This window comes from Variovorax sp. RA8, assembly GCF_901827175.1.
In the GTDB taxonomy this organism is placed as follows: domain Bacteria; phylum Pseudomonadota; class Gammaproteobacteria; order Burkholderiales; family Burkholderiaceae_C; genus Variovorax.
This window is the reverse complement of sequence record NZ_LR594664.1, coordinates 320,561-345,615: the sequence shown is the minus strand read 5'-3', so window position 1 is coordinate 345,615 and position 25,055 is coordinate 320,561. Positions and strand designations below refer to the sequence as shown.

The window sequence follows — 25,055 nt, the reverse complement described above, 5'->3', positions numbered from 1 at the left end:
TAGATGCGCTACCGAAATCTCTACGATAGGTGAACGGACACCATGCGCAAACTCAACACTCTCGCCCGATCGCTCCAGCTCTTGGCCGCCGGTCTGGCGGTGGCTTGTGCGCTCCCAGCATTCGCCCAGACGTTCCAGGTGGCGAATTCGACGGCTGGGTCGCAGGTCGCTGCCGCCCCGATCAGTCAGATCGTGGCCAACTTGAACGCCGGCATCAATAACGCGCAGTGGACGGCCACGGTGGCGAACAACCAGGCGACCTATGCGACCCAAGTGGGCAACAACGCCCAGGCCACAGCCAACTGGGCTGGGGACGTTGCGAACTACGCCGCCAACACCGCTGCGGACGCGTGGAACCGAGCAAACAACGCCCAGGCTACGGCGAACGCGGTCGCTGGGCGCGTGGATGCGACCTGGAATCTGGCCATTGCGGACTGTGCCCTGGCGTTGGGTGGGGTTCAATGGATCGCGTACTGCCAGGCGGTGAATCCGCGTCCTTGGTAGAGCGGATCTGCGCGGCTCACCATGCGGCCGCGATCTAGCATTCTGGCTCCGGCCAGAAGAAAGCCGCCCTTAGAGGCGGCTTTCTTCTTGGGGTGCGTCCAGCTCAAGCCATGAGGCGATTCTTCATGGCGTAGTAGGTGAGGTCACTGTTGCTGGCCAACTGCATCTTCTCAAGGACGCGAGACCGATAGGTGGCAACAGTTTTGGCGCTGAGGGCCAGTGACTTCGCGATCTCGAGGGCGGAGCTCCCCTGAGCGAGCTTCATGAACACTTGGAACTCGCGTTCCGACAGAGTCTCATGCGGGGACTTGGCCGCCTCCTCCCTCTTGACGATCACCTGCTCCGCCAGGGATGCCGAGAGGTGGGTGAGGCCCGTGCCAACCGCGCGAATCGCATCCAGAAACTCCGCCCGCCTCGCATCGGCCTGAAGGTGCCCTTTGGCGCCCGAGCGAACCGCCTGAACGACGAGCTCGTCTGGGGGTACATCCGAGAGCACCAGGACAGCCAGTTCCGAGCAATGCTCGCGAGTCTCCCTGAGGACGTCGACCGCATGCGACAGGGAGCAGATGAGCACCTGCACGTCCTCTGTCCGCACAAGGCTCACCACCTCTCCCGCGTCGCCCGTATGTCCGGCAAAGCGTAGATCCGGAAGCCCGTCAGGAACAGCTCGAGCCCCGCGCGAACGATAGGCCTGCGATCCAGGATTGCCACACTGATCGTTTTCTCTCCAATGAAACGCGCCATCTGCAAGAGGGCACGAGACCCTCCTGGAGATGGCGCAGCGCTGAGCGGCTAGGGCGAGAGGTTAACCGCCCGTGGTGAACGAGAACGTCTTGGTGAAGGCACCGGTCGAGTTGGTCGTGATCGCGGGGTTGGTGCCGGTGCTGACCCAGTTCGAGCCGTCAAAAGTCAGCGTGGTGTTGTTGCCGACGATGCTCACTTCGTACTCGGTGTTGGGGCTCAGCGGCGCATCGGGCATCAGAACGGCTTGGCTCGGGTTCAGCATTCCGTTCGGGTCGTTGGACTTCGTCATGACGGGGCGCAGGGCCACGACGGTGCCGCTGACCTTCGCCTTCATCGAGGCGCTCGAGATGGCGATGCCCTGACCCGGGCGAACTGCAACCAGGATCGGCTGTCCGATGGGGTTGGCATTCAGATCGCGACCCGGGATCGGGTTTGGAGTCTCGTTCCTGAGCGTGTGCGCCGTGCCGATCGTTCCGTCGCACGGGTACGTCTGGACCGCCGCGCTGCTCGGCTTTTGCGACGCAGCCCCTTGCGCGAGGCCCAGATTGAATTGGTGGATCGAACGCGGGCCGAAGGTACCGGTGGTACCCGTGGCGTCGCTGCTCTTGATCGAGATGCCGATGTCCAGTTCGGGGCTCAGGAGGCTGAGAGCATGGTAGGGGGCACTCAGCAGCCCGCGAAGAGCTTGCACGCCGAGGCCTGTGATCAGGTTGGCGCTGCCGCCGGTGATGTCCGCGTTGTCGTCGAGAACGAGCAACGTGAATAGCCGGCAGCATTGGCGCGGTCAAGCGCGTTGTTACCGGTGAAGAACGGATCGCTCGGGTCCTGGAAGTGGCCGGCCTTGTTGTTGCGAAGGAGGTAGTTCGCATGACCGGAGGCGGCCGTGTCCAACTGAGTGCTCTGCTGCAGAAGACCGAAACCGCAGGTCTGACGCTCAGCGTTGAGCTTGGCGAAGGCCGCCAACTCCTCCGAGCCGGCCGTGTAGGTAGCGGCATTGATGCTCGTCACGAGCGTCGAATCGCCAGAGGTGGGCGGCGGGGGGGCGGCCGGAAGCTCTGGACCGGATCGGCTGCCGGTGCCGGTGCCGGCGCAGCCGGCGCGGGCGCCGGAGCTGGGGCCGCGGCGATCGGCAGGAATCCACCACCACCGCCTCCACCGCCGCCGCCACCGCAGCCCACCAGGGCGAGGGTTACCAGAGCCAGAGCGATCGGAGAGAGAACCTTTTTCTGCATGAATGCTTCCGAGTGATTTAATGACAATTCATAGTATCGACGCGGACTCAATTCGCGCTAGAGCAACGCGCAAAAAAAGCGCGCGAGCCTTCGATATGTGCCAGGGCACGTATCAAGTAGGTACTACTTTGACTGTTGAGAGCGTCGGGCTTGTTGTCAATGTGCCGCAGCAGCCCTTGGCTTGAGGCCGATCTTCACCGCGCACGCGTCGCTGAGATGAACTGCGAGCGGCCCGCGATCCTGCGGAACTGACCGCCAGTGACCGGTTTGTGTTCGCTGCAGACGGGGCAGAACTGCGACCCCGTGGGCTTGCTGACGAAGCGCTCCCGTCTGCGTTGGTCAGGTGTTCGGAGTAGGAGACGTAGGGCGTCGGTGCAGTCGGGCCCGGCCTTTCTCGGGAGGGCTCGTGAGAGAGTGCGGAGCCGAGTCGCGGTTCAAGCGGCGCAATCCTTTCGAGCGATGTTGCACGGGCGCCTCACAACACTGTACATAATCCCAGGCATTGTAGATACTGCGCTCAATGCAATCCGGCGTCCGATTTAGCGCAAGCCCAGACTCAAGTCTTGTGGCTCATCTGCGCATGTGGATCGGACACCAGCGGTTCATCAGGAATGCCAAGACGCGCGAGCGAGATCGCGTTCGCGCTGAAGGCGGCGTTCCGTCGGACAACCAGGCCTACTCGCATCTGATCACCAGCGAGACGGGCTTCCTCAGTGATGTACCTTCGCAGATCCTGCGCAATGGAGCGTTTCGCTTCTACACGGGCTGCAGCGCTTCCGGCGGGCCTGGGAGGCGCACCCAAGGTCAAGAGCGTTATGGGCGCCAGTCGGTGCTGGTGACCAGCGAACTCTTCCGCTTCTTACGCTGCCCTATGCCGGGCGCTCTGACCGGCAAGGCTGGGTGATCGAGCTGGGCACTAAGGCCAACCCTATTGGGCGCTGTCGTTCCAGGCCCATCGTGCCTGGGAGATGGGGAAGCAGATCGTCATCTCGGTCGTAGCCCAACGGCAAGTGGTTCGTGAGCTTCAGCTACGAGGGCCTGGCTCTTGAGCATGCCCGGCCTGGACAGCTTGAACCACGCATCGAGCGCAGCGCAGAGGAACTGTTGTACGAGGTCCAGGGCCTGGCGGACCTCGAGCAGAGGGTCTGGTCCGGCGACCGAGGGGTCAAGGTGCCGCTGATGGGATGCGACGGCAAGGCCTGGGACTTCTCCGATGTGCAGAAGGAACGCATGGCGCGCGCCGAGATCCGCAGGCGTCGTTATCAGCGTCGCATGGCGCGTTCCCCCAACGTCAAGGGGACGGACGGCAAGATGCGCGCGAGCGCAGGCTACCGGAAGCTCAAGAAGCGCGCTGCGCGCCAGACGGCCTACTGCGCCAACGTCCGTCAGGACTTCGCGCACAAGACCAGCCATGCGCTGGTCAACTCCGATGCACGGGTCTTCGCCTTCGAAGACCTGCAGATAAAGAACATGACCGCTGCACCTCGCCCCAGGCAGGATGCGGCAGCGCTGGGCCCGCAACGGCTCCGCCGCCAAGGCCGGACTCAACGCCGCGATACTTCGCAGCGCCTGGGGCTCGGTCCGGCGCTTCACGACGTACAAGGCGAAGAAGCGCAACAAGCTCGTCTACACGCTGCCGCCGGCGTTCACGTCACAGACGTGCGCCAAGTGCGGATGCTGCGATGCAAACAACCGTTTGGACCAGGAAACCTTCCACTGCGTGGGATGTGGTCACGAGGCCAACGCGGATGTCAATGCAGCGCGGGTGCTCCAGTGGCTGGCGATCGAGGCGATCCTCAGGGGCGAACTGCCCAAAAGCGAAACGAACAAGAGGAAGCGAGTGGCCTTCGCGCGGAAACGCGAAACGGCTCTAGAGCTGGAACGGCTCGAAGTTACGTCCGTGTCAGGAGATCGTCAGTCGCCAGTCGAGGTGCAAGCCTCGAATGACGCAGACCTCCGAATCTCTGCCTAGGCTCGGTCCTATGCGGAAGGTATCCGGATGCCCCCATCACAGCGCGTCAGCGCTTGACGGGGGAGGTTCACGTTGATGCGCGCGAGCACTCCGCGCGTCTCGTCCGGATCGTCGTTGTCCATGTGGAGATCGATCAGATCGGCCTCGTGGTTGCCTCGGACGGCTAAGACGTAGGGCTGCGCGAGGAAGCGTCCGGCACGATGGGAACCCACCCCCCGGTCCACCAGGTCCCCGACGCTGAAAAGGGGGTCTCGCGAGCGATCGAAGCCAGCCAGCTTCATGGCCTTCCAGACCTCGTCGAACGCGCCGTGGACATCACCGATCACGAAGTCGCGGCCGGCCTGGTTGCGCGCCTGACGAACGAAGCGCGGCGCGCGAGCGGCGATCTCGGCCAGCTCGAGGCGCAGCTGGTCGAGCTGGGCGCGGGTGAGGCGCTCCATCAAGCAGTCTCGGCAACTGGGAAGGGCGACTCTCCGGCGAGGTGCCGCAGATCGAACGATGGGCCGAACTCGCGGGCGGGCGGGATGTCTTGCCCCATGATGCCGTGGCTTTCGATGAGGCACAGCGCCTCGTTCAGCTTGTCCTTGCGCGAGCGGTGCCCGAGCAGTACCGAGGTGTCGGCCACGCGCTGGGCAATCGTCGATTCATGGCGGGCCAGCGCGTAGGTCCAGAGAGCGTGCACGAGGTCGGCAGATGCGGCTGGAGTGAGGTAGGCCTTGCGGTACTGCTTGCGGTCCGCGAAGACGATGTCGAGGGCGTACGGGCCCCATTCGGGCGGCATGCCCGTGCCGGTGGCAGTGATCGAACTGGGGATGCCGACAGGCTGGAGCGCTGGAGCGCCGGCGATTTCGGGATCGGCGAAGAGGTCGAGGCTGGTTGGTGTCATGTGAGTCTTTCGAGCGCCCGATTCCTGGCGTCGTTGCTCGCCCCTTTCGTTCGCGTCAGAGTATCGTAGCGGAATCAATGAAGTTCGTGGAAACCGTTCACGATGCTTCCCTCTGAACGCTCCGAAATTGCTACGCGCGGTTCTGTTTCCCTCACGCAACAGGTGCCCCGCCGGGCGCTGGAGTCGGGCTGAAAAGGCCCGGCTGACCTTGAACCTGGGCGCTCGGCCTGGCGCCGGTGCCGCCGCTCGGCTCCGCTAGGCGCCAGCCGTTGGCCTCGGCTAACAGCGTCGCCAGGGCGCGGGCCTGCGAGTTTGGGCTGCTCGCGAACATGTCGGTGAGGAATCGGCCTTGGGCCAGCGCGCCCAGTTCCGCCATGGCCTGCGGATTTTCTGCGGCCCAGGTGCGCCAGAGTCCCAGGTATTCGCCCCACTGGTCGATGGCCCGCAGCGGCTGCTTCCCCTTGCCGAGGCGCCAGTCGTTCCCGAGGGTGCGATACCCCTTGCAGTCGAGCTGCCACGCCTCCTCGATGGTCCTGCCGTCCTTCAGGCGTGCGAAGAGGGCGCTGAAGCGGCTGTCCCCCCGAGAGCTCACCTCGTGGCTGGCGCTGCCGGCCGGAGCATGCCGGGCCCATCCGATGAAGGGCTGGCCGCCGGGCAGCGAGGCCGACGCCTCGGATAGTGGGCGGTTCTGGTTGCTGCCCGCAGGGGGAAACCTGAGTGCCGCGCCGCCGTAGCGCTGCGAGCTTGTGGAGAGTCGGTTCATGTCGACCCAGCATACGGGCCGCAACAGCAGTTGCGCTAGGGCATTGGCTCCGGCTCGCGGCCGTGCTAGCCGAACTCGAACCCGGCCACAGACCGCAACAGCGATCGCGCTATGGCAAGCGCAAAGGCGGTCACGATTGCGCGGGCAGGTGCTCAGCGCGAACTGGTAGGCTCGGCCCCCAATGGAAGAGGCGTTCGAGTGAGGGCAATCGAGTGAGGTATTCAGCAAAGCCGATCGAGGACTACGGGCGGATCGTCGACGGCGTGTTCTGCGGCCCGAGCACGATTCCTGCGTTCAGGGACGACCTTGAGGCCTGGAACCTCGCCTACCTCTCGTTCAACTTCGATGCGAAGCCGGCGTGCCCGTTTCCGGAGTTCGGCTACCTGGTGGGCAAGACCATGCGCATGGACCTGACGACCGGAACTCACGGTGCGTCCGTTCCTGCGCCAGCGGCCGCGGGAGTTCGTCAGCACGATGCTGGCGCATCCCATGCTGCGCAGGCTTCCGCTCTACAGAGGATTCGGAGAGGATTGGATAAAGGTCATCTTCGAGCGCAGCTGGATCGGCGGCGAGGTGGCCGATGACGGGCTCGAGGAGGAGGCTGGTTTGCTGGAGACGCGGCGCTTGATGGACCGGCTTTCCAAGAAGGTGAGGTGAGTGAGATTGAAGCGCGGGAATTCGGGGAATCAAGGTGTCTGAGACGCCCCGACAGTTGTCGGGAGAGCATTGGCCAACACGTTCTAAAAAAAATTCTGTCTGCCTGTTCTGTGAGCACCCCAAGGGAAGCCACGCCAGATGCGGTTCCGAGTGGTTGCTCATGGACTTGTCCACAGAGCTGTCCACCGGGGACGGGGAAAAGTGGACCTTGACATCTTGGCGTTGCGCCGCACGCGAGGGTTGTTCGCCGTCGGTTCGATTAGACAAAGCGGCGCGGCCGCAGATACGGGATCAGCCGCGAGGGCGATCTTCGAGGCATTCGTCGGTTTCCTCGTCCCCGCTCTCTGAACGTTCGTCACCTCGCATCTTGATTCGCGTCACCTGCGAGAGCACCGCGGCCTCTTCAGTCATGTCCGGGCGCGGCATCTTGAAGACTGGCTGCTCGAACTTGCCGTCGTTGAAGCGGTAGAGGTATCGCACTTCGACCAGGCTGCCCACGGCGGGCATGGCCTCGCTCGGCGGGATCGTCACGTTGCCCAAGTCGACCATGGCGCCCTTGTCGTCGCGCAGGCCCACCGCGACCGAGCGCTGGGCGTTTTGGCGCAGCACCAGGCAGGTGGAGGTCTCGGTGAACTTGAACTTCAGGCTGTCCTCGCTGCGGCCGGCTTCGAAGGGGGCCTCAAGCCGCTTGAAGACGAAGCCTTCGCCATTCGACGCGAGGATTTCGGCTGCTCGGCAGCGCTTGTCCTCCGTGGCGACGCTCAGTTCGAGCACTTCCATCCATGGGATGGACCTGGCGATCTGTTCGAGTTCGTTGAAGCGGGTGAGGAACGGGCGGCCCCGGAAGTCCTGGCCCTTGAACTCCAGCAAGTCGAAGGCCATGAAGCGGTCGCCGACGTGCTCGCCGGCGATGACGGTGCGGCCGTCCGAGTGAAGGCTTCTCCAGTGCTGAGGGATGTCGACGAAGAGGCCGCGCCGGTTGGTGCCGCGGACCGCGGCGCCCTCCACGATCAGGATGCGGTTCTCGCCATCGGCCTTCTGCTGCAGACCCCAGCGCGTGTCTCTGATAAGCAGCTCGGCCTGGTCCTCGGTGATCGCCGTGGGCAGCTGCGGCAGCTCGCCGCTCTTGCGCCCCGCGAGGTCGCTCGCGGTGTAGAGCGTGCCCGACTGGTCCGGGGTGTAGCCGCCCGAGGTCTTCTCGCGCACCAGCTTGTCGTAGATCTTCTTGGCCGCCTCGTAGGCGAGGGGCGTTGCCGTCTTGGTGCCGGTGCGTAGGGAGCCGCCGCGCGGACCATTCCCATAGTCGACCACCCAGCCGGCATCCTTCTGCCGCAGGTGTGCCTGATAGACCTTGTCGGAGCCGTTGCCCGTGAAGAAGAGGAAGCTGGATGCGGGTGCTTGTTCGAGAGTGGACATCGTTCGCGTCGCGTCAGGTGCGATCAGGTGGGCTCAGGGAAAAGGATGGCGGCGAGGGCAATCACGACCGTCTCGCTGCCGAGCATGCGCGTGTAGAGGTTCTCGCGGCCGGGCTCGTCCAGCTGCATGAGGCCCCAATTGACGAAGCGCGCACCGGCGTTCGTCAGGCCTAGGTAGTTGGGGAAGACCTCGTAGGGGCGCGCCTGGTAGCCGGGTTTGTGCTCGGCGTGGAGCTTGTCGCGCTCAGCAATCCAGGTCCTGCAGTCCCGCTCGGGGTGTCTGGAGTTGCTGCGGTTGAACTCACGGGCGCAGTTGATCTCCTCATGGTCCATCACGCGCCAGACGACTTCTGCTGGCTCTCCCATGGCCTCGCCGATGCGCCGCCGCGCGTGCTCATCGATCAGGGTCTTTCTCGGATCCATTGCTCTACTACCTTCACAAATTCATCACTTGAACGGGCGACGGCGGCGAGCCAGCCGGCAGCAGCCGCGTCGTCCAAAAAATCTTGTTGCTCGTCGCTCACCGTTCCGCGGTGGGACTTCACTTCGATCGCCAAGCCGGTATATCGGCCAGCGGGGCTCGGAAATGGAAGGATCCAGTCCACGACGCCCTTGCGCACGCCCATGGCGCGCATCTTTCCGGCCTCGCCCCGACTGCGCAGGCCGCCGTTGGGCACGTGCATGAGCCAGCGCAGGAAGGGGTACATCCCCTCGTGAGCGAAGACCCAGTCCGCACAGGCCCGGTGGATCTGGTCCTCCGTCGGGTGGCCACTCGTCAGCGTGAGCTTGCGGGGCTTGCGAGACCGGGCAGGCGCTTCAATGTCGGGCGCAAGCGCGACAGGATTCGGGTTGGACACCGCGTCAGCCAGCGCGTCGGGCTTGACCAGCGCCAGCGCTCCGCCTCGAACCCGCAAGCGCTCTGGCGCGAGTTCGCCCTCAGGCGTGCCCGCCGGGGCAAGCCCCATGCGTGCGCGGTACTCTGCCGCGCTCATGCGCTGGAATGCGGCACTCACTGTGTGGCCTTCCAGGGATTGCTCGTCGGGGGAGGCACCTTGAAGTCGCGCCCCTTGAACTGGGCGACCAGGTCGTTGTCGTCGAGCCAGGCCTGCACCGTCTCAGCCTGCACTTGCGATGACTGGATCTCCTTTTTCATGCTCATGACAACCCGGCCGTCCTCTTCCACGAAGTTGGTGGAGACGCTGAGTGAGTCGAGAGCCATGAGCTGCCGCGGCAGCTCAACCGTCCGCACGGCGATCTGGCCCTTGCGCAGGGAGTTCACCACGAATGCTGCACCGACGAGCGCGCCGACGAAGCCGCACGCGATGGCAGCCACGAAGAGAGCGATGACGGGAATGTCGACCACCTCGATCAGACGCGCGGAGCCGAGCTGCGGTCCTCTTGGTCGTCTTCCGCCCGCTGCGCTGCAACCTGAGCATGCAGGTCGCCCAGCATTGCTGCGCCCACTTGGCGCCGGCGCTCGCGCTCCTCAGGCGACATGGGGTGTTCCCGATGGTCAACGGCGTGTCGTCGGGGTTGTTGACCATCGTGAGCGATCTCCGGTCCCAGATGACGAAGGCGAACGAGTGGCGGGTGACCACCTGGATGCCCCCGAGCTCGACAAGTCGGTGCTGGTTTCCGTCGCTGTCGAAGAGGGGAAGAGCCCAGTCGATCTCCTCGCCGTTGGTAGACGGATAGTAGGAGGCGGCGACGGCTTCAGCATTCGGGCGCGCGGCATCCGCGGGCGCTGCGCCGACTTCGCGGACCTCGGCCGGCTTGTGATCGTCTTCGAGCTGATGCAGTGCTTCCTGGACCAGGGTTCGCACGTGATCGCCGCCCCATTGGAATCCGTTCCATGCGGCATCGATGTGACCTTCGGCGTAGCCGGCGCCCACGCGCTCGAGGAGCTGGCGCACGGTGCCGTCCGGCAGGCCTTGAAACAAGGTGGTTCGTAGATGGCCTTCGAACTTGCCGCGGAGGGCTTCGATCTTGGGAGTGGGTAGCCTGCGGAGATCCAGGTGCTGGGTGGTCATGTGATTCAGAGAAGGGCGCGGGGGAGGGCGTTCAGGACGACGCCGGAAGCCCAGACCGCGCAACAGCAGGGGCCGCTGCTGACTTCATGGACTTGCGGCAGGCCAGGTAGCCCTTCACGCTGGTGTAGAAGAAGAAAACGTTCTGGGCGACAACGCCCCACACGGGCGCCGTCGGCGCGGTGAACGCCCAGACGATCCAGAGAACGTTGGCGACGAGCCAGGCCATCCAGCCCAGGTACGACCACCGGTCATAGCGCGCCACGAGCAGGCTGCCGGCCATGCTGATGGCTGCGCAGACGATGTCCATGGTGATTGCGATGTTGAAGACGGTCATACAGGGCTTCGAGACGCGATGTGGGGAAGGGCTTCCTTCGATCGGAGGTCCGTCGGGATTCTGCTCGATTACAGAAAAAAATCGTGGAATTGTTAGTTCGCAACAGAATACCGGCACAGACACGAATACCGCAAGGCAGACTGTGGCACGACTCCCTTCATTCCTCTCCCGACGTTCCGGCCATGCCGGTCCTCAAGCATCTATTGCGTTGGCCCCGGCTTCTGTCGGATCGCCGGCGAGCAGGTCAGTGCACTGCATCGCCGTGGACCCGCGTGCGGTGACGGGCACCTCGGCCTGCTGGTTCTCAACGGTCGAGGAGGCCGACCAGACGTTTCTGAAGATGTCGAGCTCGCCGGCGTTGAAGGCGGCCACCCTGGAACGCTTCAGGCTGCTGGTCCCTGCGAGTGCAATACGCGAGAAGATCGACGAGATGGTGATGACGGCGGTCCGCTGGGATGCCTATGTGCCGATCGTGCGCAGGGAAGGTGACAGGCGCGCCGCGAACGATTCAGCGCCGGCTCCGCTGGGCAGCTATGAGCTGGGATGGCCGTACGACGCCGATCCGGATGTCGGGATCAGGCCGCCTCGATCCGGCTAGGCCGTCTCACGGGTGGCAGCGGCCTTTGCGACCGAGATCATTTCCGCGAGCGCGGTTTTCCGTTCGAGCTTCGCCAGGTGCATCGGGTGGTTGATGCGCCAGGCGGGAATGCCATCAAGGTGAAAGCGCAGCCGGGCGCCTTCATTCTCAACGGTGATGGGACCCATCCGTTCGCCGAAGTGGCACTTGAGTTGCTGGTCGAGCGATGGGTTCGTCGTAAAGCAGATGACTTGCGGCTGCAGAATGCTCAACTGGGCGTCCAGAAGCTCTCTCGAGAGGCGCTTGATGGCTTGGTACGCATCCGGAAAGTCTCTCGCAATGGACATAGGCGAGGCCCTTGAATGGCTGGTCGCGAACAGGTTGCACCAGCCCAGCGCGCCGACGACACCGCCCATGCGCTGGCTGCCACACTTCAAGAACTGGAGGAACTTGTGCTTCCCCGGTTTTGCGAGCAGCACACCGAGGTGGGCTTTGGCAGAACGACGAACGTATTCCGCTGTCGGTGTCGCCGACAGATCGACTTCGTTCAGCCACGCCTTTGGCGCGCGCCCGACTACGATGATTCGGCCAACGCTATTGCAGTAGGCGGGGGTGGCCATGGGAAGGAACACACCCGAGCGGCCCGGCATCCCAAGGAATGGTGCGAGCGCCGCAGGCGTGAAGATTCTGCAGTGGGCCTCGTGCAGCGCAGCATTCACAGCCACGGGGTCAAGCCCCTTATGGCCGGGCGGCTGCGTCGTGGCGCCGTGGCGATTTTTCTGGTTGAGCATCTATGCCTGCACTAGTTGAAGCTTCTCGCGGATCGCCCGCGCCGTGAACGTCGTCTTCATCCCGAGCTGGTCTGACACGTCGGCGTCGTTCATCCCGCGATGGATCAGCCGCGCGGCGTAGGCGTTGCGCACGAACTGCGGGCCGTGGAAGGCGGCCTGGTGGCCCAGCTCCTCAAGGGTCCGCTTCACGCAGCTGGTCACGACGCGCTCGGCCAGGTCCGGGGCGATCGGGCTGCGCGCCGCGCCATGCCCGCCGGCGACCACGTCCCCGGCTGGTGCGATGTCGACCTGGCCGAGGAACAGGCGGTTCGAGGCGCGCGAGCCCTCCGCGATCGCTCGGCGAGACTTCACGACGCGCAGCTGGGATCGCATCTCCATCCAGCGCGCGAGGGAGGCGGCGAGCCGGCGCTTTCCGACCAGCGTGCGGGCGGCGACCTGGCGGTGCCCGGGTGAGCGGATCACCACCGTGCCGTCGTCCATGAAGGAGATGTTGCGCGGGATGAGCTTGCAGACCTCGGACAGCTTCAAGCCGCACTCGGCCACCAGCAGCCGCAGCGCCAGGTTGCGCGCGGGCGTCCATCCCTGGCGCAGTTCGTCGCTCTCCTCGATGAACATCCGGGCGGCCATCTTCTCGTAGGCAGCGAGGAACGTCGGGCCAGGAGGCAGCGGAGGGTCCGTCTCGAGGCGGCTCTCGGCCTTCCTGCGCTTGCCTTCGAGCACGACCGCGGCGGGGTTGGTGCGCAGGATCTCGGATGCCTCCAGGTGCGTGAACACGCGGTGGATCTCGGCCAGGTAGGTGCGCATGGTGCGCACGCTGGCCGGCGAATTCTTGCGGCCGCGCAGCGATGCGAGGAAGTCCTCTATGTGGGCCTGCTTGACCTGGTCGAGCTTGAGCGACCTGGCGGCGAGCCAGCGGCAGAACTTGCCCCAGAAGGACTGATAGAGGTTGTTGCTGTGCTCCGTGTAGAGTGCGTCGCCGTTGCTCTCGTCCCCGGCGTGGCTCCAGCTCAGCGTGGCGCGCCACTCCTTGTGTGCTTGGAGCGGGTTCTGCAACCACGGGAGGCTACGAGCGGAGGAATTCGTGATGGTGCGGGCCATTTGCTCCGAGGATACGGGCCACTCGCCGCAGTGATGCTCGAAGCAGGCGTTTCTGCGTTGCGATCAAGCATCAGCGTGGGTCGACGCCGCGAGGGTCGAGGGGCAGTGGTCCCCGGCATTGTTTCCGCGACATGAATGCGGAGGTGCGAAAACGCACATCCGAAAGGCCCTTGCCGGGCGCAAACTTCCTCCCACATCACCCAATCACCGAAGGAACCCATCATGAACACCGCTTCCAAGATCCTCTCCGGCTTTGCGCTCGCCATCGTCGCCGCCGCCGGCGTCCACGCCGAGACCTATCACGGCGTGCTCAAGTTCGAGTCGGTGAAGGCTCGCGCCGAGGTGCGCGCCGACGGCGCCGCTGCCGCCCGCGCCGACCAGTTCAGCGACGCGGCGGGCCAGGGAGTGACCCAGATCGCCAGCACCGTCGACCGCGCCTCGGTGCGCTCGCAAGGCGTCGTTGCCGCCCACAGCGCCAACCCGTATGCGGAAGGCTACGGGCAGGGCGTGACGCGCGTGCAGTCCTCGGCGGACCGCGCCAGTGTCCGCATGCAGGCACGCGCCGCGGCGCGCGGTGATCAGCCTGCTATCTGAAACACCCGCACCCCAAGCAAAGGCCGGGCTCCAGGTCCGGCTTTCTCGTGGCGCTTGCGCGTCCACTCACTGTTCCTGGCTGGCGGGTTGGGCGAAGGCTGCAGTCCTGGTCGCGAGCGTTTCCTTCAAGAGCTTCAGCAGCACGACCCGGGCCGCAGCCGCCTTGGCACGGTGAGACGGCGAGGACGGGTGGTGGATCCGATAGCACTGGATGCGTTCATCCAGCTTGAAGCCGTACAGGTGCCCGGCTTCGATCCCGTGTGTCGCCTTCCAGCTCACGCCGTTGGTGCAACGAACAACCTCCCCGCCCTTGCTCCGCTTCTTCGGCGTGTGGGGGAAGAAGAGCTTGCGTTGGGGGGCCGAGTCGATGCCATTGGCGAAGACGATAACGTCCGGCTTCAGAACGTCGATCTGGATGTCGAGCAGCGCCTTCGATAGGTCCCGGATGTGTGGCCATGCCTCGGTCTTGCGCGGATCGCCCCCTTTGAATGCGACTGCGAACAGGTTTGCGTACACGACGCCTGCACCAAGGGGCGATTCCTCGGTCTTGATGGCCTTGGCGACGCTCACCAGCAAACCGAGCAGGTCGGAGTCGTGCGCGTCTTTGACGAAGATCTCCGTGCGCACCTCTTCATGTCGCCGCATCCCGTGTTCGACATACTCGCGGATCGATAGAGCCGGTCGGGCGTTTGCGGCAGGGGCTTCTGCCCGGGGCGCCCTGTAGCGATAGTGGCGCTCCCGACCGATGACCATCACCTTGAGCGGCGCCTCGCCATAGCCGTCCGATACGCCGGGAAGGAAGATGTCGTCCAGTCCGATCACACCGTCGGCGCGGAACGTGTGCACTGCGCCCATGAGCTCCGGATTCGCTGCCTCGAGCAGCGCGGTATAGAAACGTTTCAGCAGTGCGTTGTAGTCCATGTACGGCGAAGGCGTCGTGTTGTCGGTTGAGCGCGAATTGTCGCGGCTGCTAAGCGCGGAGACGGTCCACCGGCTCCACCAGATCGTGCAGGAATGCGAATCTCGTCGCTGGAAGCGCGGGCTTCTCGATCTGCGCCCAGCCGTCCGGGTGGCAGTTCGGCTCGAAGCCGCGCGGGCCGCCCATTGGGGGAGTTACGCGCCCGATCTGGCGCCCGTCGGGCGCGAACAGCACGATGTCCAGGCTGCCGTCCGGGTGCACGTAGCGCACGCGCCCGAGCTGGTCCTCCCTCGCGATCCACATCCCTGAGCGGAAGGGCGAGGCGGGCACCGGCCCAGGCGGAGTTGTTGCAGCTGGCGCTGGTACCGAGGCGGTAGGCGAGGGCGAGGCGCTGAGCGCGCTGGCCATGGACTGGGGGATGCGCAGCCCGATGCGGATCTGCTCGACCACCGAGGGCCAGTCGCCCGTGAATGTGATGATCGTGCCGGGGAACTGGCGGGCGTTCGCCCACTCCGGGTGGTCGTCGATCAGGAAGTCGCGCTGCTTGCCCACGCATCCCTTGTCGGAGGTGATGATCACTCGGTCGTGCAGCTCGGGGAAGTGCGATTCGATCCAGAGTAGCTTCTCAGTGGCGGCGTAGGCGTTGCAGCTCGGAATCTTCGTGAGGACGAAGAGGTCGACGTCCATTCCCGCGAGGTCCTGCAGCGCCTCTTTGGCGCCCGCGATGACCTGCAGCGCCAGGTATGCGCCGCGCTGGAGCTTCAGTTGCGCCGGCGCGATCCCTTGCGCGCGCGCCGCGGCTTCGAAGTCCGCGATGACGCCGTCCATGTCGACGTAGACGCGGTGGAGGTCGGGGTAAGTGCGCTCTCCCATGTCAGGCCAGGGCGTTCGAGTGCGCCGTAGCGCGGGGTGGCGTGCTCGAGCTGGTGAGATCCCGCATCTCGAACCGGCGGCCCAGCGTCTCCCGGGCCGCGAGCATTGCCACCTGGCCCAAGTGGCCGCTGGCGGCCTGGCGCTCCTCCAGCTTGTAGGCCCAATCGCGATGGCCGCCCAGGCGAGCCTGCTGCTCGAACCTGATCGTGTCATGGAGCTTGGCGATCGCGCTGCGCGCAGCATGCGCCTCCGATGCGTAGCCGTCCGCATCCTTGGTGGCGCGCTCGACCGCCCAGGCGAGGCCGCGCTGCTCCTTGACCGACATCAGATCAGCCTCGGCGCGCGGGGCGCACATGTGCTGCTTGAGCTTTCTGATCGCGCTGAGCGCGTTCTCGGGCCTGGTGCCGTAGGCATCGCTGTCGCGACGAGCGCGGCTCACGGCCCATTCGAGCCCCCGGAACTCGCCCGTGGTGAGGGCTTCGGCGAGGGCGAGGGTACGCAGGGGATCTCGGACCATGGGGGTCTTTCTCTAAGGGTTCACTTCGCGGCGCGGGCCGCATCGGCGTGCTGCTCGGCTTCGAGCATCACGCGGGACAGGCGCACGCCGAGCGCTTGGCACACGCCGGCGGCTTTCGGAAAGGTGGGCTTCTGGCCGTTCTCCATCTCGGAGATCGAGGACACCGAGAAGCCGGTCAGGGCGGCCAGCTCCTGCAGCGTGAGCGACTTGTTCAGGCGGCGCTGCTTGAGGCATGCCCCGAACCAGGCGGCGTCGAAGCCGATGAAGCCGGTAAGGCCTGCGGCAGAGGATCTGCGCTTCATGAGATCTGCACCTCTGCTCAGATCTGGCTGCGCAAGGCCCGCGCGATCTCGGGCCAGGATGCGCCCATGAAATCGTGCACGTCCACGGCGAAAGAGCGCCACTGGCGGGTCAGCTTGGACTTGATGGCGATCTCGGGCCCCTGGCTCGCGAAGAGGTCCAGGCCTGCCCAGGCGAGCACAACGCGCGGCAGAAGTGCGCTCTCCCCGAGGTAGCTGGCGCCCTCGGTCTGCAGGCCGCGCATGTCCGGGTGCAGCGAGCGGTGCACCTCGCACAGGACGCCGACGGCAGAGTGGCGGCCGAGCCGGTCTTTCAGGCGGCGAGCCCCGCGCTTGTACTTGCCCGATTCGAGCGCGTCGGCCCAGAGGGCGGCGATCTCGGCCTTCATCTGGGTGCCGGGCTCGGGCACGCCCGCGCCGCGCACGCTCGGGCAGTTCAGAGACCGCATCGCCGGCGTGATGTCGGTGGCCGGATGGCGGTGCAGGCCGGGGCGCTGCCGGCGCAAGGGCGGCAGGCCGTCCATGCTGCGGATCGTGCAGGCGGCGTCTGCCGGCGTGGTCGGCGCTACGGGGATGCACCCGAAGAGGTGGCGCGAGAGGAGGTCGGCTGCGGAGGTCAATTCAGCTGTCCGAGTTGGGTCGTTTGGAATGCGGGGCGGTCGGGGTGGCTCTCGTCGTCGTAGCCTTTCGCGCGGCGCTCGCCCCGCTGGAGGCCTTCGCCGTAGGCGCGCAGGGCGGCGACCACGACCAGGATGGGGGTGCCGACCCACAGGCTGGAGCTGACGAACTGCCATGCGGCGTCCTCGCCGGCCAGCAAGCCCAGCAGGTGGTAGGCGATCCAGGGGCTCAGGGCGACGGTGGCGATGAATGTCTTCATGTGATTCCAGGGGCTTGGGGGCTTGGTTCCTCGCGGGCTATCCCCGAGGGTGGTGCGGCGCGAGTTCGGCCGGGTGCTGGCGCTGCTTGCGCGCTGGCGGGACTGGGGGCTTGGGCTCCTCGATGCTGGCGATGGGGGATCGAGTAGAGGCACTGGCCCGCGTGCGACCAGAGATCGAACGTGTACTGCAGCCACTTCGTGCGGTGCTCGAGCACGACGCCCGGCAGCTGCTCGCGGCAGGCCGCTTCCAGCTCCTCGAAGGTGACGGCCGAGGCCTTGCCGCTCACGCGGAAGTCCACCGAACCTTGGTTGATCTCGGCCTTGATCGAGAAGCCCAGGGCGCCCGGCGAGGCCGGGGACGGCTGCAGGGCATCCAGTTCCTGCTCGGGCCACAGCGGCATGGGCCTTGCGGGCTTGACGTCGTCCATCCGGTGGGTCAGGGAGACGGGCGCGTCGAGGATGGACGGCGCGGGCTTGCGCGCGGGGGCCTCCCTCATGCCTCTCATGGCACTCATGGCGCGGCCTTCCGGACTGTCGCCTGCCTGGCGGCCGCGGCCCGGGCGCCCCGGACGAGCGCGGCGCCCATGCGCACCGCCACCACCAGCGTGGCCACGGCGATCACGGGAGCGAGAAGGACGGCGCCCAGGACGAGCGCGGCGCAGCCGGCTAGGCACATGAAGAGGACGCACGCTGCGTCCCCCACTTGATCGACGCCCCGGCCGAGCAGCTCGGCCCAGCCGCACTCGGCGGCACGTGCGCGCAGCGAGGCGGCCGCGCGGCAGGCCACCCAGGGAAAGCCGTCCGGCAAGCATCTTTTCTCGGTCTCGTGTGTGAATTCTTTGGCGCAAGCGACGAACGCCTCTCAAGTTCGCAAGAATACTAGCGCACAAACAAAAGATTGCGCAAGGTTTGCGGAATCCGAGCGATACTCACCCCAACGAAAAACCGCCAGGTGCGCTCCGAAAGGCGCACGCACACAACCTCCGGGGCAGGAAAGATGCAGCCCCCAACCGAGCCCCAGAGCGAGGAGCGCGGTATATCATGAGTGTGCGCAACTGCCAGGCCCTCCCTCCTTCCTGGCCCAGCCCCGTGGGCTACGCCCCCACCGGTCCAGATCCCCGCACGAACAAGACTCCCGCGGGACCAACTCCACACGCACCACGTCCTGCTCGATTCCGGTTCGGAAAGGTTTCCTGCCTGGCCGAGCAGCCCCACGCGGGCAGCTCCCGCCAAGCCACACTTGCCTTTCCTATGGAGCGGGTACCGGACGTGAGCATTCCAGACCAAAGCCACACTTGGCGGACACCCCCAACGGTCCGGTACCGATGGAGCTGGTAATGACGGAGCCGGTACCGCTGGCTCAGCCCGCACCCACCAGGCGGATGAATCCCTGCCCTGATGGAACAGGTTCAGATGGAGCGTGGTTCCGATCGAGCATTTCCCGATGGAGCATTCCCCGAACGGACGAGGTTCTCCCAGGGCTCGGTCGCTTCGGTCGTGCTCCCGTTGCAGCTGCGGCAGCGCACCGCACCCGACCACGCGTAGATCGTGACGGGCGAAGTGCCCGCGCGGTACACGTTCGAGCACCTGGTGCACGTGTAGACGTGGCGCAGCCTGGGCGGCCGCTCGCGCTGAAACCGCCGCCGCTCCAGCTCGGCGACCAGGTCGGCTTCGCTCACGTCGGACAGATCGACAGGGGGCATGTTGCGCGAGGGATGTGTTCGAAGGGGATCGACCCCAAGCAGGATCGAGCCGGCGGGGATCAGGTGCCTTGGGGAACTTATGCCGGCGCGGAACCGAGGCCTTGCGGGATCGGGTTCCGGTGGGAGCGATGGTCGACGGGGGTGAGGCCGGGACGAGGGGGCGCGGGCACTGAGGGTCTTACTCATGATATACCGCAGAAAACCTGATCCCGGTGAGATTTTTCAGGTCCCTGCTGCTACTACTGCTGCCTGCGCGGTAGCCTGGAGGGAGACCTTCCGCGGGCGGCCGCGACGCGCAGGAACCTTCGGCGGCGGGGGCTCGACCTTCTCGGCCTTGGCCAGACGGTCGGCAGCCTCCCGGGCCGCACGAAGCTGCCCGTAAGCGACGATCGAGCGCCAGCGCTGCAGCAGAAAGTCGACGTAGTCATCGGCCTTCCAGTCCGTGCCGGCCGGCGTGCAGGAGTGGGCGTAGAGGCCAAGAGCCCAGGCGTCCGATAGCTCCACGACGGCGGTGCGCCTGTTCGTGAGCACGCCCACGTCGATCGCAAAGGGATGGGCGTTGCCCCGGGCTTCAAGGTAGGTCACCGTGCTGTCGATCGCGCTTTGCACGACCTCAGCGGTGGGCTCGGGCGCGTCATCGTCGCCGTCGGCGTCGTAGCGGGCCTTGGCCAGGATGCGGCCCGTGGCGTCCACGTAGTAGCGCCATTCGCAGGCGAACTCGACCACCTCGGACAGCCAAACGCGCGTGGCCGTCTTGAGCGAGGCGATCGCCTTGAGCTGCTCGAGCTGGTATTCGGTGTGCTTGGCGCCCGGGCGCGGGTCGTAGACGAAGCCGGAAAAGGTCTTGGTGGCTACGGGCTTCACGAAGACCGGCCCTTCGGCGGCCTTCAGCTCATAGAGCACGCCCTCGCGGATCTCCCGGCGCAGGAAGTCGCCGACCGGTCCGTAGCCCATGCCCTCCGGCTCGGGGACGCCCCGAATCCCCATCACGGTGCGCACGAACTCCACGGTGCCCACCGGGAGGATCTCGCCCAGGTACGCGGCCAGGCTTGCGCGCACATCGAGGTTGGACTGGAGTTCCTTCAGGGACACCCGGCGAACGGGCATTCCCCGCATGGTGGCCACCAGCAGGGCGGTGCGCACTTCGGCAGACGTTTCCGCCTGCAGCACCAGCATCGCGGGGGGCGCCTGCAGCGGCCGGGGCTGCTGCCTGGCGCACGCCTGAAACGAAGCGTTGGACAGTATTCACTTTATTGCCTTGCGCAATCCTTGGTTCGTAAGAGAAGATTGACGCGGATAATAAAACGCATTGCCGCGTATCGCCTCAAACTTTCGATCCTCCGCATGAACTCTGCCGCTCAGACGCCACACACCCGTGAATCCGCCCTCCAGGGGTCGCCAGCCCCCGCGCCCACGATTGCGGGCTCATATGAGGCCTTTCAGGTACTTTGCGCGGAGTTCCTTCGCGCCGCCGACACCGCCGACGGGGACGCGCTGGCTGCCGGCGTGAAGTGCGTGGGCCTGGCATTCCTGGGCATCCAGTGGGATGACAGCAGCCCCTTCCACAAGATCCACCGCGCAGCTGGCGCGCCCGCCTTGATGCGCCTGGTCACGAAGAAGACCATCGAGCGGGAGACGGCGCTGGCCATGGCGGAGGCGGAGGCGGCGGACGTCCCGGGCGAGAGGTGCGCGCCATGAGCGCGGAGCGGGGTCTCTTCCTGTCGCTGGAGGGCGTCGACGGGGCTGGCAAGAGCGGCCATATCGAGGCGATCGCGAAGATCTTCGAGGACGCAGGCCGCACCGTGGTGCTCACCCGCGAGCCGGGCGGCACGCCGCTGGCCGAGCAGCTGCGCGCCATGATCTTGAGCGAATCCATGGACCCGCTGACGGAGGCGCTGCTGTGCTTTGCGGCGCGGCGAGACCACATCCAGACGAAGATCGCGCCGGCGCTGGCCGCCGGGAAGGTCGTGATCTGCGACCGGTTCACCGACAGCACCTTCGCCTACCAGGGCGGTGGCCGGGGCTTTGATCTGGCAACCCTGGGCACCCTCGAAGCCATGGTCCAAAGCCGCGACATGCTCACTGCTTCCGGTCGCGCGCCCGGGCCGAACGCCGGCGGTGCGCTTCTGCAGCCCGATCTGACGCTGCTCTTCTACCTCGATCCCGCGATCGCGGCCCAACGCCTCGCCGGTGCGCGCGCGCCGGACAAGTTCGAAAGCCAGCCGGTCGACTTCTTCCATGCCGTCAACAACGGATATTTGGCCCGCGTGCACAGCGATTCGAAACGATTCGTCCTGATCAACGCCACTCTTTCAAGGGAACAAGTCTGGGCGGATGTTCGGGCGAACCTGGTGGCGCGCGGAGTGCTGGACGCCGCCGCTCCACCCGAGCAGGCACGGAGCGCGACCAACCCTGAGGAGGCCGCCACCGGCTCCAGAACGGAGAGCGCGGGGGGACTGGCACCACGGGGCAGCACGCAGCCGGCGCGAACCATCCAGGCCCGCCTGGCCGAGCTTCAGGCCGACAACGAGCGTTCGGCGAACGTGCTCGCGCCGCAAGGGTTCCAGATGCAGGCCGCAGCGGCCCGCGCCATGGCGCGCCTGTGCAAGCAGATCCTCGGCTGGGTCGACGCCGGCGTGCCGCTCACGCTCGCGGACAGCGCGAAGGACCCTGCATTCACCGAGGCCGAGAAGCACGCTGAGCCGCGCATCTACGCGCACCCGCAGGACTACGAGCGCCGAGAGGACGGCAGGGTGGTGCGCAAGGACCGCTGGGAATGGGGCTTGCGCAACATCGTCACCGTCCTGCACGGCCCGAGGCACTCATTCGAGATCGACGAGATCGTGGAGAGCGTCCGCGCCCTCGCCGAGCGCGCGAAGGACCCCGCGGAGGAAGCCGGCGCCGTCATCAGCGCCTACGCCCTCGACATATCGCCCACGACCAGCATCAAGATCGAGCGCGTGCTGAATCGAGAGGGGCCTGCGAAGTGGGCTGTGCGCCTGGACGGCGACTGCCTGAGCCGGCAGGGCGAGTGGGAGTGGGAGCCGATGCCCAGCGGGCGCGATGACGACTTCCTAGCTGCCGCTTTGATACCGCCCAGGAAGCGATCGTCGCGTCCGCGCAAGCGGTGGCCACCATGCTCGAGGAGGGCCTCGACACGCCTCGCCTTGCAATAGCACCGGAACAATCTAAATGAACTCGACCCCACCCGCAGCGGTTCCGGCTCAAGCCCCGCCCGCCAGACGCATCCACGAACTGAAGACCGACCCTGAAGTCTTCCAGGCCTCCTGGGATGGTCTCAAGACGTTCGAGATTCGCGTGAACGACCGCGACTTCCAGGTCGGCGACTCGCTCTACCTGCTGGAGACCGAGCACACCGGCGAGGAAATGCGCGCCGGCGCCCCGCTGGTCTACACGGGCCGCACGCTGAGGAAGGTGGTCAGCCACGTGCTGACCGGCTACGGCTTGGCGCCGGGCTGGTGCTGCCTGTCGCACACAACCCAGCAGGCACCCGCCCATCCGGTGGACACCACGCGCGACGCGCTGGGGCTCCTGATCGATGTCTACGACGCCATGGGGGCGCCGAGAGGCCCTGCCCGCATCCTGGCCGAGGAAGCGCTTCGAGCCGCACCCGCGGCGGGCGCACCTTCGACGGGGACCCTCAACGGCCCGCCCGTCGATGAATTCGAGGGGCCCGCGCGCGCCCTGCACGACGCGCTCTGCCGGGCCAGCATGATCCAGTGCAAGCACGGCTGGAGCTTCAGCGGCTGGACGGCCGACGGCCGCGCCGTGCGCCACCGCATCAGGATCGAGGGCTACGAGCGCACCGGCCCAGGTGTCGAGAAGGAGCGTGCCGCTCGGACGGGAGTGCAGGCATGACCGCCACCGCCCGCGAGGCCGCCCTCGAAAAGCAGGTCGCGGATCTTCGCCTCGCCCTCCAGCTGGCGCGCGAGGCCTCGAAGGATCTGCGCCGCGCCGGCCGCGCCGAGGCGCTCGCCATCCTGCTGCAGCACGGCGCCGAGAACATCGGCGACTTCATCGGATCGCACCCCATCGGCGACACGGGCGACTACGGAGAGCACTGGGACGAGCCGAAGCTGCGCGAGCTGCTCGATGTGACCGGCGACGACCCCACGCTCTCGCTGATCGATCGGCTGGAGGGCATTTACTGGGACCACGTCGCCGAGATCGACGCCCTGAGCGAGCGAGCGCCTGCTCCTGGCGTTCGGTGCCGGCACAGGAAGACCGGCGGAATCTACGAGCGCATCGGGGAAGCGCGGCTTCAAAGCTCTACCCCCATCACCGACATGGCCACCCTGGTGCTCTACCGCGGCCAGGACGGCGCGCTCTGGGTGCGTCCTCCGGCCGAATTCAACGAACGCTTCGAACCGCTCGCCAAGGACGAGCAAAAATCATGACGATCGCCACCGCCACACCAGCCACCCTCACGCCCACCCGCACACCCGCCGCAGCCCCTGCGCCCGAGCGGGCCCAGCTCATCGACGCTGCCGTCAAGCTCATCTTCGACCTGCTCGGGATGAAGCCGCCGCCGGCCGAGCTCATCACGCCGGACACCTTCGGCCCGATGCACGCTTTCGTTGATGAGGTCCAGGCGATCGTGAGCAGATCTCGCGGTCCGCTTCCTGAAGCTGCGCCTGCGGCGCCCGCAAGCTCTGCGTCCCTGCCGATCGAGCCGCTCTGGAACCGCAAAGGCAACGTCATCCACGCGGCGGTCGATCGCTTGGGGGCTGCTCAGCGCGCGGCTGCGGAGTTGGCGGACATTCCCGCGGTCATGCCACCCGGCATGGCCGAGCCCGGCACATGGGTCTGCGACGGCGCCCGAGTCGCAAAAGTGCGCGAGGTGCACGCGCCCACGAAGCACGAGCCCGAGGGCGCCTATGACCTTGTCATCTACGCCCGTGACGGCACGAGGATCGGCCGCGAGTCGCCCGCCATGGGCGGTCCGCGCGGGTTCGAGCCATTCTGCTCCGCCGAAAACTGGCAAAAGATCGAGGAGCCGAGGTTTCCGCTGGACCGCTACGATTACCTCAAGAACCTCGTGAAGTTCAAGCCCCCGGCAGGCAGCTCGCTGGAGGAGACCGGAGCAGTGGAGGGGGCGCTCCACGAGGCCCCGCGCCCGTGAGCGATCGCGCCGTGGACGAGCAGCTCCTGCTGGAGTTGACCCGGCGCTACGAGCCCACCGTGGTCCCGGCCTGCCGCCGGTGCGGTGCACCCTTGGAGATCGTGGCTTGCGGTGGCGGTAGCCCCACGCGCTACGCCTGCTCGACGCAGACGAACACCTTGCTCCCGGCCGATTGGAAGCACTACGAGGCCAGCCGATGGGAGGACAGGCGCCAGGGCGGGGATGAGGGCGTGATGCTGCTGATCGCGGCGTATCGCGCGCTCCGGACGCCTCCTGCGGCGCCAGCGGCAAGCGAATGACACCGGCCAGCCCCGCGCCGGCGCCGAGTGTCCACTGGCGGGCGGCCGAGTTCTCCGGGTACCGGACCGGCGCGCTCGACATTAGCCTGACCGCGCGCCGGATCATCAGCGTCCCGACGCAGCTGGGCTGCCGGATCGGCTGCACCTTCTGCGTGTCCGGCGAGGGCCCGCTCGTACGCAACCTGACCTCCGCCGAGATCCTCCACCTGGCGGAAGAGGCGCTGCGCGCCGCGCCGCCCGACGGCCGGCCGCTTGAGCTGTCGTTCACCGGCGAGGGCGAGCCCGCGATGAACTGGCGCCAGGCGGCCGCGGTGTGCGAGGCGCTCCTCTGCATCAGCCCGGACTTCGACTCGGTGCGCTACTGCTTTTCCGGCCTCGGCGCGGATCGCCTCCTGGCCAAGCTCGACGGCGGGCCGTTCCCGACCAGGCTGCAGCTGTCCCTGCATGCGGCGCGCCAGCACGTGCGCGATGGCCTGGTCGGGAACAGCGCGCCGCTGCCCTCGATCTTTGCTGCGCTCGAGCTCCACGAGGATCGGTTCACGAGCATCGAGCTCAACGTGGTGCTGCAGGACGGCGTGAACGACTCCGATGAGGATCTCGCTGCGCTCGCGCGCTGGGGCTCGCCGGCCTGGCCGATCCTGCTGAACCCGCTGCTGCGCGATGGTGCCGAGGTGCCCGGCAGCCGGGCCGAGCACATCGAGCGCGGGCTGCGCGCAGCCGGGCGCATGGTGCTCCGGTACCGGGAGATCGGCGCGCGGATCAGCCGCGGCGGCATCTACCCGCTGATGGCGGCGCGCCGCCGATAGGCGGCAGGGCCGGGCGGGGCAG

At 66.5% G+C, this 25,055-nt stretch carries 37 protein-coding genes; 14 read left to right on the top strand and 23 right to left on the bottom strand.

Translation table 11 applies throughout. The features are described from left to right. Nucleotides 1-42 precede the first annotated feature (42 nt). Nucleotides 43-504, top strand: a complete 462-nt coding sequence (locus E5P3_RS34930) for a hypothetical protein (protein ID WP_162590580.1) — start codon at nucleotides 43-45, stop codon at nucleotides 502-504. Between the two features lie 103 nt (nucleotides 505-607). On the opposite strand, the gene E5P3_RS34925 is transcribed toward E5P3_RS34930, so the two are convergent. The 3 genes from E5P3_RS34925 to E5P3_RS34915 form a co-directional block, all read right to left on the bottom strand. After that, nucleotides 608-1,084 carry a LuxR C-terminal-related transcriptional regulator gene (locus E5P3_RS34925; protein ID WP_162590579.1) on the bottom strand — a complete coding sequence of 159 codons (477 nt, stop codon included), beginning with the start codon at nucleotides 1,082-1,084 and terminating at the stop codon, nucleotides 608-610. A gap of 225 nt (nucleotides 1,085-1,309) precedes the next feature. After that, entirely contained in the window at nucleotides 1,310-2,005 is a 696-nt protein-coding gene (locus E5P3_RS34920; RefSeq protein WP_162590578.1) for a hypothetical protein, read from the bottom strand. Continuing rightward, nucleotides 1,954-2,256 carry a CAP domain-containing protein gene (locus E5P3_RS34915; RefSeq protein WP_162590577.1) on the bottom strand — a complete coding sequence of 101 codons (303 nt, stop codon included), beginning with the start codon at nucleotides 2,254-2,256 and terminating at the stop codon, nucleotides 1,954-1,956. The genes E5P3_RS34920 and E5P3_RS34915 overlap by 52 nt, the downstream gene beginning before the upstream one ends. Before the next feature lie 804 nt (nucleotides 2,257-3,060). Here E5P3_RS34915 and E5P3_RS34910 point away from each other — a divergent pair. Continuing rightward, a complete protein-coding gene (locus tag E5P3_RS34910) occupies nucleotides 3,061-3,384 on the top strand; it encodes a hypothetical protein (RefSeq protein WP_162590576.1) in 324 nt (107 codons plus the stop codon). 594 nt (nucleotides 3,385-3,978) lie between these two features. Beyond that, entirely contained in the window at nucleotides 3,979-4,452 is a 474-nt protein-coding gene (locus E5P3_RS36580; RefSeq protein WP_162590575.1) for a zinc ribbon domain-containing protein, read from the top strand. Between the two features lie 8 nt (nucleotides 4,453-4,460). On the opposite strand, the gene E5P3_RS34900 is transcribed toward E5P3_RS36580, so the two are convergent. The 3 genes from E5P3_RS34900 to E5P3_RS34890 form a co-directional block, all read right to left on the bottom strand. Further along, the gene (locus E5P3_RS34900) at nucleotides 4,461-4,892 is read right to left on the bottom strand and encodes a metallophosphoesterase (protein WP_162590574.1); all 432 of its coding nucleotides are present in this window, start codon (nucleotides 4,890-4,892) and stop codon (nucleotides 4,461-4,463) included. Beyond that, a complete protein-coding gene (locus E5P3_RS34895) occupies nucleotides 4,892-5,338 on the bottom strand; it encodes a hypothetical protein (RefSeq protein WP_162590573.1) in 447 nt (148 codons plus the stop codon). The genes E5P3_RS34900 and E5P3_RS34895 overlap by 1 nt, the downstream gene beginning before the upstream one ends. Nucleotides 5,339-5,489: 151 nt before the next feature. Continuing rightward, nucleotides 5,490-6,101 (bottom strand): hypothetical protein, encoded by a 612-nt coding sequence (locus tag E5P3_RS34890; protein ID WP_197894042.1) that lies wholly within the window; start codon nucleotides 6,099-6,101, stop codon nucleotides 5,490-5,492. A gap of 429 nt (nucleotides 6,102-6,530) precedes the next feature. Here E5P3_RS34890 and E5P3_RS34885 point away from each other — a divergent pair, with 429 nt between their 5' ends. Beyond that, the gene (locus E5P3_RS34885) at nucleotides 6,531-6,758 is read left to right on the top strand and encodes a hypothetical protein (protein ID WP_162590572.1); all 228 of its coding nucleotides are present in this window, start codon (nucleotides 6,531-6,533) and stop codon (nucleotides 6,756-6,758) included. A 291-nt stretch (nucleotides 6,759-7,049) separates the two neighbouring features. Here E5P3_RS34885 and E5P3_RS34880 read toward each other — a convergent pair whose 3' ends face one another. From E5P3_RS34880 to E5P3_RS34865, 4 genes are read right to left on the bottom strand one after another with little or no spacing between them, the layout of a single operon-like run. Then, nucleotides 7,050-8,174 carry an ATP-dependent DNA ligase gene (locus E5P3_RS34880; protein WP_162590571.1) on the bottom strand — a complete coding sequence of 375 codons (1,125 nt, stop codon included), beginning with the start codon at nucleotides 8,172-8,174 and terminating at the stop codon, nucleotides 7,050-7,052. A 23-nt stretch (nucleotides 8,175-8,197) separates the two neighbouring features. Further along, nucleotides 8,198-8,596, bottom strand: coding sequence for a hypothetical protein (locus E5P3_RS34875; protein WP_162590570.1), 399 nt, complete (start codon nucleotides 8,594-8,596; stop codon nucleotides 8,198-8,200). Continuing rightward, nucleotides 8,575-9,186 (bottom strand): VRR-NUC domain-containing protein, encoded by a 612-nt coding sequence (locus E5P3_RS34870; protein ID WP_162590569.1) that lies wholly within the window; start codon nucleotides 9,184-9,186, stop codon nucleotides 8,575-8,577. The genes E5P3_RS34875 and E5P3_RS34870 overlap by 22 nt, the downstream gene beginning before the upstream one ends. Further along, on the bottom strand, nucleotides 9,183-9,536 hold the full coding sequence (locus E5P3_RS34865) for a hypothetical protein (RefSeq protein WP_162590568.1): 354 nt from the start codon (nucleotides 9,534-9,536) through the stop codon (nucleotides 9,183-9,185). The genes E5P3_RS34870 and E5P3_RS34865 overlap by 4 nt, the downstream gene beginning before the upstream one ends. Before the next feature lie 220 nt (nucleotides 9,537-9,756). Between E5P3_RS34865 and E5P3_RS34860 the strand changes: the two genes are divergently transcribed. Continuing rightward, on the top strand, nucleotides 9,757-10,125 hold the full coding sequence (locus E5P3_RS34860) for a hypothetical protein (RefSeq protein ID WP_162590567.1): 369 nt from the start codon (nucleotides 9,757-9,759) through the stop codon (nucleotides 10,123-10,125). A 109-nt stretch (nucleotides 10,126-10,234) separates the two neighbouring features. On the opposite strand, the gene E5P3_RS34855 is transcribed toward E5P3_RS34860, so the two are convergent. Then, entirely contained in the window at nucleotides 10,235-10,537 is a 303-nt protein-coding gene (locus tag E5P3_RS34855) for a hypothetical protein (RefSeq protein WP_162590566.1), read from the bottom strand. A 247-nt stretch (nucleotides 10,538-10,784) separates the two neighbouring features. Between E5P3_RS34855 and E5P3_RS34850 the strand changes: the two genes are divergently transcribed. Then, nucleotides 10,785-11,135, top strand: coding sequence for a hypothetical protein (locus E5P3_RS34850; RefSeq protein WP_162590565.1), 351 nt, complete (start codon nucleotides 10,785-10,787; stop codon nucleotides 11,133-11,135). Here the strand turns inward: E5P3_RS34850 and E5P3_RS34845 are convergent. Together E5P3_RS34845 and E5P3_RS34840 are read right to left on the bottom strand one after the other, a co-directional pair. Further along, nucleotides 11,132-11,905 (bottom strand): hypothetical protein, encoded by a 774-nt coding sequence (locus tag E5P3_RS34845; protein WP_162590564.1) that lies wholly within the window; start codon nucleotides 11,903-11,905, stop codon nucleotides 11,132-11,134. The genes E5P3_RS34850 and E5P3_RS34845 overlap by 4 nt on opposite strands. Next, a complete protein-coding gene (locus E5P3_RS34840) occupies nucleotides 11,906-13,003 on the bottom strand; it encodes a site-specific integrase (RefSeq protein ID WP_162590563.1) in 1,098 nt (365 codons plus the stop codon). Between the two features lie 222 nt (nucleotides 13,004-13,225). On the opposite strand from E5P3_RS34840, the gene E5P3_RS34835 reads away from it, so the two are divergent. After that, on the top strand, nucleotides 13,226-13,597 hold the full coding sequence (locus E5P3_RS34835) for a helicase SNF2 (RefSeq protein WP_162590562.1): 372 nt from the start codon (nucleotides 13,226-13,228) through the stop codon (nucleotides 13,595-13,597). A 66-nt stretch (nucleotides 13,598-13,663) separates the two neighbouring features. Here E5P3_RS34835 and E5P3_RS34830 read toward each other — a convergent pair whose 3' ends face one another. The 10 genes from E5P3_RS34830 to E5P3_RS34785 all read right to left on the bottom strand — a co-directional run bounded on the left by E5P3_RS34830 (nucleotide 13,664) and on the right by E5P3_RS34785 (nucleotide 19,961). Further along, entirely contained in the window at nucleotides 13,664-14,518 is an 855-nt protein-coding gene (locus tag E5P3_RS34830) for a hypothetical protein (protein WP_162590561.1), read from the bottom strand. Between the two features lie 49 nt (nucleotides 14,519-14,567). Next, the gene (locus E5P3_RS34825) at nucleotides 14,568-15,389 is read right to left on the bottom strand and encodes a 5' nucleotidase, NT5C type (RefSeq protein ID WP_162590560.1); all 822 of its coding nucleotides are present in this window, start codon (nucleotides 15,387-15,389) and stop codon (nucleotides 14,568-14,570) included. Nucleotide 15,390: 1 nt separating this feature from the next. Continuing rightward, the gene (locus E5P3_RS34820; protein ID WP_162590559.1) at nucleotides 15,391-15,906 is read right to left on the bottom strand and encodes a hypothetical protein; all 516 of its coding nucleotides are present in this window, start codon (nucleotides 15,904-15,906) and stop codon (nucleotides 15,391-15,393) included. 20 nt (nucleotides 15,907-15,926) lie between these two features. Continuing rightward, nucleotides 15,927-16,208: a helix-turn-helix domain-containing protein gene (locus E5P3_RS34815; protein WP_162590558.1), complete on the bottom strand. Its 282-nt coding sequence runs from the start codon at nucleotides 16,206-16,208 to the stop codon at nucleotides 15,927-15,929. A gap of 17 nt (nucleotides 16,209-16,225) precedes the next feature. Beyond that, nucleotides 16,226-16,825: a hypothetical protein gene (locus E5P3_RS34810; protein WP_162590557.1), complete on the bottom strand. Its 600-nt coding sequence runs from the start codon at nucleotides 16,823-16,825 to the stop codon at nucleotides 16,226-16,228. Then, a complete protein-coding gene (locus tag E5P3_RS34805; protein ID WP_162590556.1) occupies nucleotides 16,822-17,082 on the bottom strand; it encodes a hypothetical protein in 261 nt (86 codons plus the stop codon). The genes E5P3_RS34810 and E5P3_RS34805 overlap by 4 nt, the downstream gene beginning before the upstream one ends. Beyond that, a complete protein-coding gene (locus E5P3_RS34800; protein ID WP_162590555.1) occupies nucleotides 17,079-17,597 on the bottom strand; it encodes a hypothetical protein in 519 nt (172 codons plus the stop codon). Before E5P3_RS34800 ends, E5P3_RS34805 begins: the two co-directional genes overlap by 4 nt. Next, nucleotides 17,594-17,890, bottom strand: coding sequence for a hypothetical protein (locus E5P3_RS34795; RefSeq protein ID WP_162590554.1), 297 nt, complete (start codon nucleotides 17,888-17,890; stop codon nucleotides 17,594-17,596). The genes E5P3_RS34800 and E5P3_RS34795 overlap by 4 nt, the downstream gene beginning before the upstream one ends. Before the next feature lie 601 nt (nucleotides 17,891-18,491). Continuing rightward, nucleotides 18,492-18,785: a hypothetical protein gene (locus E5P3_RS34790; RefSeq protein ID WP_162590553.1), complete on the bottom strand. Its 294-nt coding sequence runs from the start codon at nucleotides 18,783-18,785 to the stop codon at nucleotides 18,492-18,494. A gap of 222 nt (nucleotides 18,786-19,007) precedes the next feature. Then, nucleotides 19,008-19,961 (bottom strand): ATP-grasp domain-containing protein, encoded by a 954-nt coding sequence (locus E5P3_RS34785; protein WP_162590552.1) that lies wholly within the window; start codon nucleotides 19,959-19,961, stop codon nucleotides 19,008-19,010. A gap of 168 nt (nucleotides 19,962-20,129) precedes the next feature. Here E5P3_RS34785 and E5P3_RS34780 point away from each other — a divergent pair, with 168 nt between their 5' ends. From E5P3_RS34780 to E5P3_RS34750, 7 genes are read left to right on the top strand one after another with little or no spacing between them, the layout of a single operon-like run. After that, on the top strand, nucleotides 20,130-20,483 hold the full coding sequence (locus E5P3_RS34780; RefSeq protein WP_162590551.1) for a hypothetical protein: 354 nt from the start codon (nucleotides 20,130-20,132) through the stop codon (nucleotides 20,481-20,483). After that, nucleotides 20,480-21,961 carry a dTMP kinase gene (gene tmk / locus E5P3_RS36395; protein WP_162590550.1) on the top strand — a complete coding sequence of 494 codons (1,482 nt, stop codon included), beginning with the start codon at nucleotides 20,480-20,482 and terminating at the stop codon, nucleotides 21,959-21,961. The genes E5P3_RS34780 and tmk overlap by 4 nt, the downstream gene beginning before the upstream one ends. A gap of 16 nt (nucleotides 21,962-21,977) precedes the next feature. After that, on the top strand, nucleotides 21,978-22,664 hold the full coding sequence (locus E5P3_RS34770) for a DUF3850 domain-containing protein (protein WP_162590549.1): 687 nt from the start codon (nucleotides 21,978-21,980) through the stop codon (nucleotides 22,662-22,664). Continuing rightward, entirely contained in the window at nucleotides 22,661-23,203 is a 543-nt protein-coding gene (locus E5P3_RS36085; RefSeq protein ID WP_232073656.1) for a hypothetical protein, read from the top strand. The genes E5P3_RS34770 and E5P3_RS36085 overlap by 4 nt, the downstream gene beginning before the upstream one ends. Continuing rightward, nucleotides 23,200-23,928: a hypothetical protein gene (locus E5P3_RS34760; RefSeq protein ID WP_162590548.1), complete on the top strand. Its 729-nt coding sequence runs from the start codon at nucleotides 23,200-23,202 to the stop codon at nucleotides 23,926-23,928. The genes E5P3_RS36085 and E5P3_RS34760 overlap by 4 nt, the downstream gene beginning before the upstream one ends. Beyond that, the gene (locus E5P3_RS34755; RefSeq protein WP_162590547.1) at nucleotides 23,925-24,227 is read left to right on the top strand and encodes a hypothetical protein; all 303 of its coding nucleotides are present in this window, start codon (nucleotides 23,925-23,927) and stop codon (nucleotides 24,225-24,227) included. Before E5P3_RS34760 ends, E5P3_RS34755 begins: the two co-directional genes overlap by 4 nt. Beyond that, nucleotides 24,224-25,033 carry a radical SAM protein gene (locus E5P3_RS34750; RefSeq protein ID WP_162590546.1) on the top strand — a complete coding sequence of 270 codons (810 nt, stop codon included), beginning with the start codon at nucleotides 24,224-24,226 and terminating at the stop codon, nucleotides 25,031-25,033. Before E5P3_RS34755 ends, E5P3_RS34750 begins: the two co-directional genes overlap by 4 nt. Nucleotides 25,034-25,055 lie beyond the last annotated feature (22 nt).

Bases quoted from the DNA above. Each gene is read 5' to 3' on its own strand.
- E5P3_RS34840 (WP_162590563.1), bottom strand. From the start codon at position 13,003: ATGGCCCGCACCATCACGAATTCCTCCGCTCGTAGCCTCCCGTGGTTG.
- E5P3_RS34790 (WP_162590553.1), bottom strand. From the start codon at position 18,785: ATGCCCCCTGTCGATCTGTCCGACGTGAGCGAAGCCGACCTGGTCGCC.
- E5P3_RS34750 (WP_162590546.1), top strand. From the start codon at position 24,224: ATGACACCGGCCAGCCCCGCGCCGGCGCCGAGTGTCCACTGGCGGGCG.
- E5P3_RS36580 (WP_162590575.1), top strand. From the start codon at position 3,979: ATGCGGCAGCGCTGGGCCCGCAACGGCTCCGCCGCCAAGGCCGGACTC.
- E5P3_RS34895 (WP_162590573.1), bottom strand. From the start codon at position 5,338: ATGACACCAACCAGCCTCGACCTCTTCGCCGATCCCGAAATCGCCGGC.
- E5P3_RS34900 (WP_162590574.1), bottom strand. From the start codon at position 4,892: ATGGAGCGCCTCACCCGCGCCCAGCTCGACCAGCTGCGCCTCGAGCTG.
- E5P3_RS34910 (WP_162590576.1), top strand. From the start codon at position 3,061: ATGTGGATCGGACACCAGCGGTTCATCAGGAATGCCAAGACGCGCGAG.
- E5P3_RS34805 (WP_162590556.1), bottom strand. From the start codon at position 17,082: ATGAAGACATTCATCGCCACCGTCGCCCTGAGCCCCTGGATCGCCTAC.
- tmk (WP_162590550.1), top strand. From the start codon at position 20,480: ATGAGCGCGGAGCGGGGTCTCTTCCTGTCGCTGGAGGGCGTCGACGGG.
- E5P3_RS34785 (WP_162590552.1), bottom strand. From the start codon at position 19,961: ATGCTGGTGCTGCAGGCGGAAACGTCTGCCGAAGTGCGCACCGCCCTG.
- E5P3_RS34880 (WP_162590571.1), bottom strand. From the start codon at position 8,174: ATGTCCACTCTCGAACAAGCACCCGCATCCAGCTTCCTCTTCTTCACG.
- E5P3_RS34815 (WP_162590558.1), bottom strand. From the start codon at position 16,208: ATGAAGCGCAGATCCTCTGCCGCAGGCCTTACCGGCTTCATCGGCTTC.
- E5P3_RS34930 (WP_162590580.1), top strand. From the start codon at position 43: ATGCGCAAACTCAACACTCTCGCCCGATCGCTCCAGCTCTTGGCCGCC.
- E5P3_RS34770 (WP_162590549.1), top strand. From the start codon at position 21,978: ATGAACTCGACCCCACCCGCAGCGGTTCCGGCTCAAGCCCCGCCCGCC.
- E5P3_RS34845 (WP_162590564.1), bottom strand. From the start codon at position 11,905: ATGCTCAACCAGAAAAATCGCCACGGCGCCACGACGCAGCCGCCCGGC.
- E5P3_RS34855 (WP_162590566.1), bottom strand. From the start codon at position 10,537: ATGACCGTCTTCAACATCGCAATCACCATGGACATCGTCTGCGCAGCC.
- E5P3_RS36085 (WP_232073656.1), top strand. From the start codon at position 22,661: ATGACCGCCACCGCCCGCGAGGCCGCCCTCGAAAAGCAGGTCGCGGAT.
- E5P3_RS34835 (WP_162590562.1), top strand. From the start codon at position 13,226: ATGAACACCGCTTCCAAGATCCTCTCCGGCTTTGCGCTCGCCATCGTC.
- E5P3_RS34780 (WP_162590551.1), top strand. From the start codon at position 20,130: ATGAACTCTGCCGCTCAGACGCCACACACCCGTGAATCCGCCCTCCAG.
- E5P3_RS34830 (WP_162590561.1), bottom strand. From the start codon at position 14,518: ATGGACTACAACGCACTGCTGAAACGTTTCTATACCGCGCTGCTCGAG.
- E5P3_RS34875 (WP_162590570.1), bottom strand. From the start codon at position 8,596: ATGGATCCGAGAAAGACCCTGATCGATGAGCACGCGCGGCGGCGCATC.
- E5P3_RS34760 (WP_162590548.1), top strand. From the start codon at position 23,200: ATGACGATCGCCACCGCCACACCAGCCACCCTCACGCCCACCCGCACA.
- E5P3_RS34890 (WP_197894042.1), bottom strand. From the start codon at position 6,101: ATGAACCGACTCTCCACAAGCTCGCAGCGCTACGGCGGCGCGGCACTC.
- E5P3_RS34820 (WP_162590559.1), bottom strand. From the start codon at position 15,906: ATGGTCCGAGATCCCCTGCGTACCCTCGCCCTCGCCGAAGCCCTCACC.
- E5P3_RS34825 (WP_162590560.1), bottom strand. From the start codon at position 15,389: ATGGGAGAGCGCACTTACCCCGACCTCCACCGCGTCTACGTCGACATG.
- E5P3_RS34800 (WP_162590555.1), bottom strand. From the start codon at position 17,597: ATGAGTGCCATGAGAGGCATGAGGGAGGCCCCCGCGCGCAAGCCCGCG.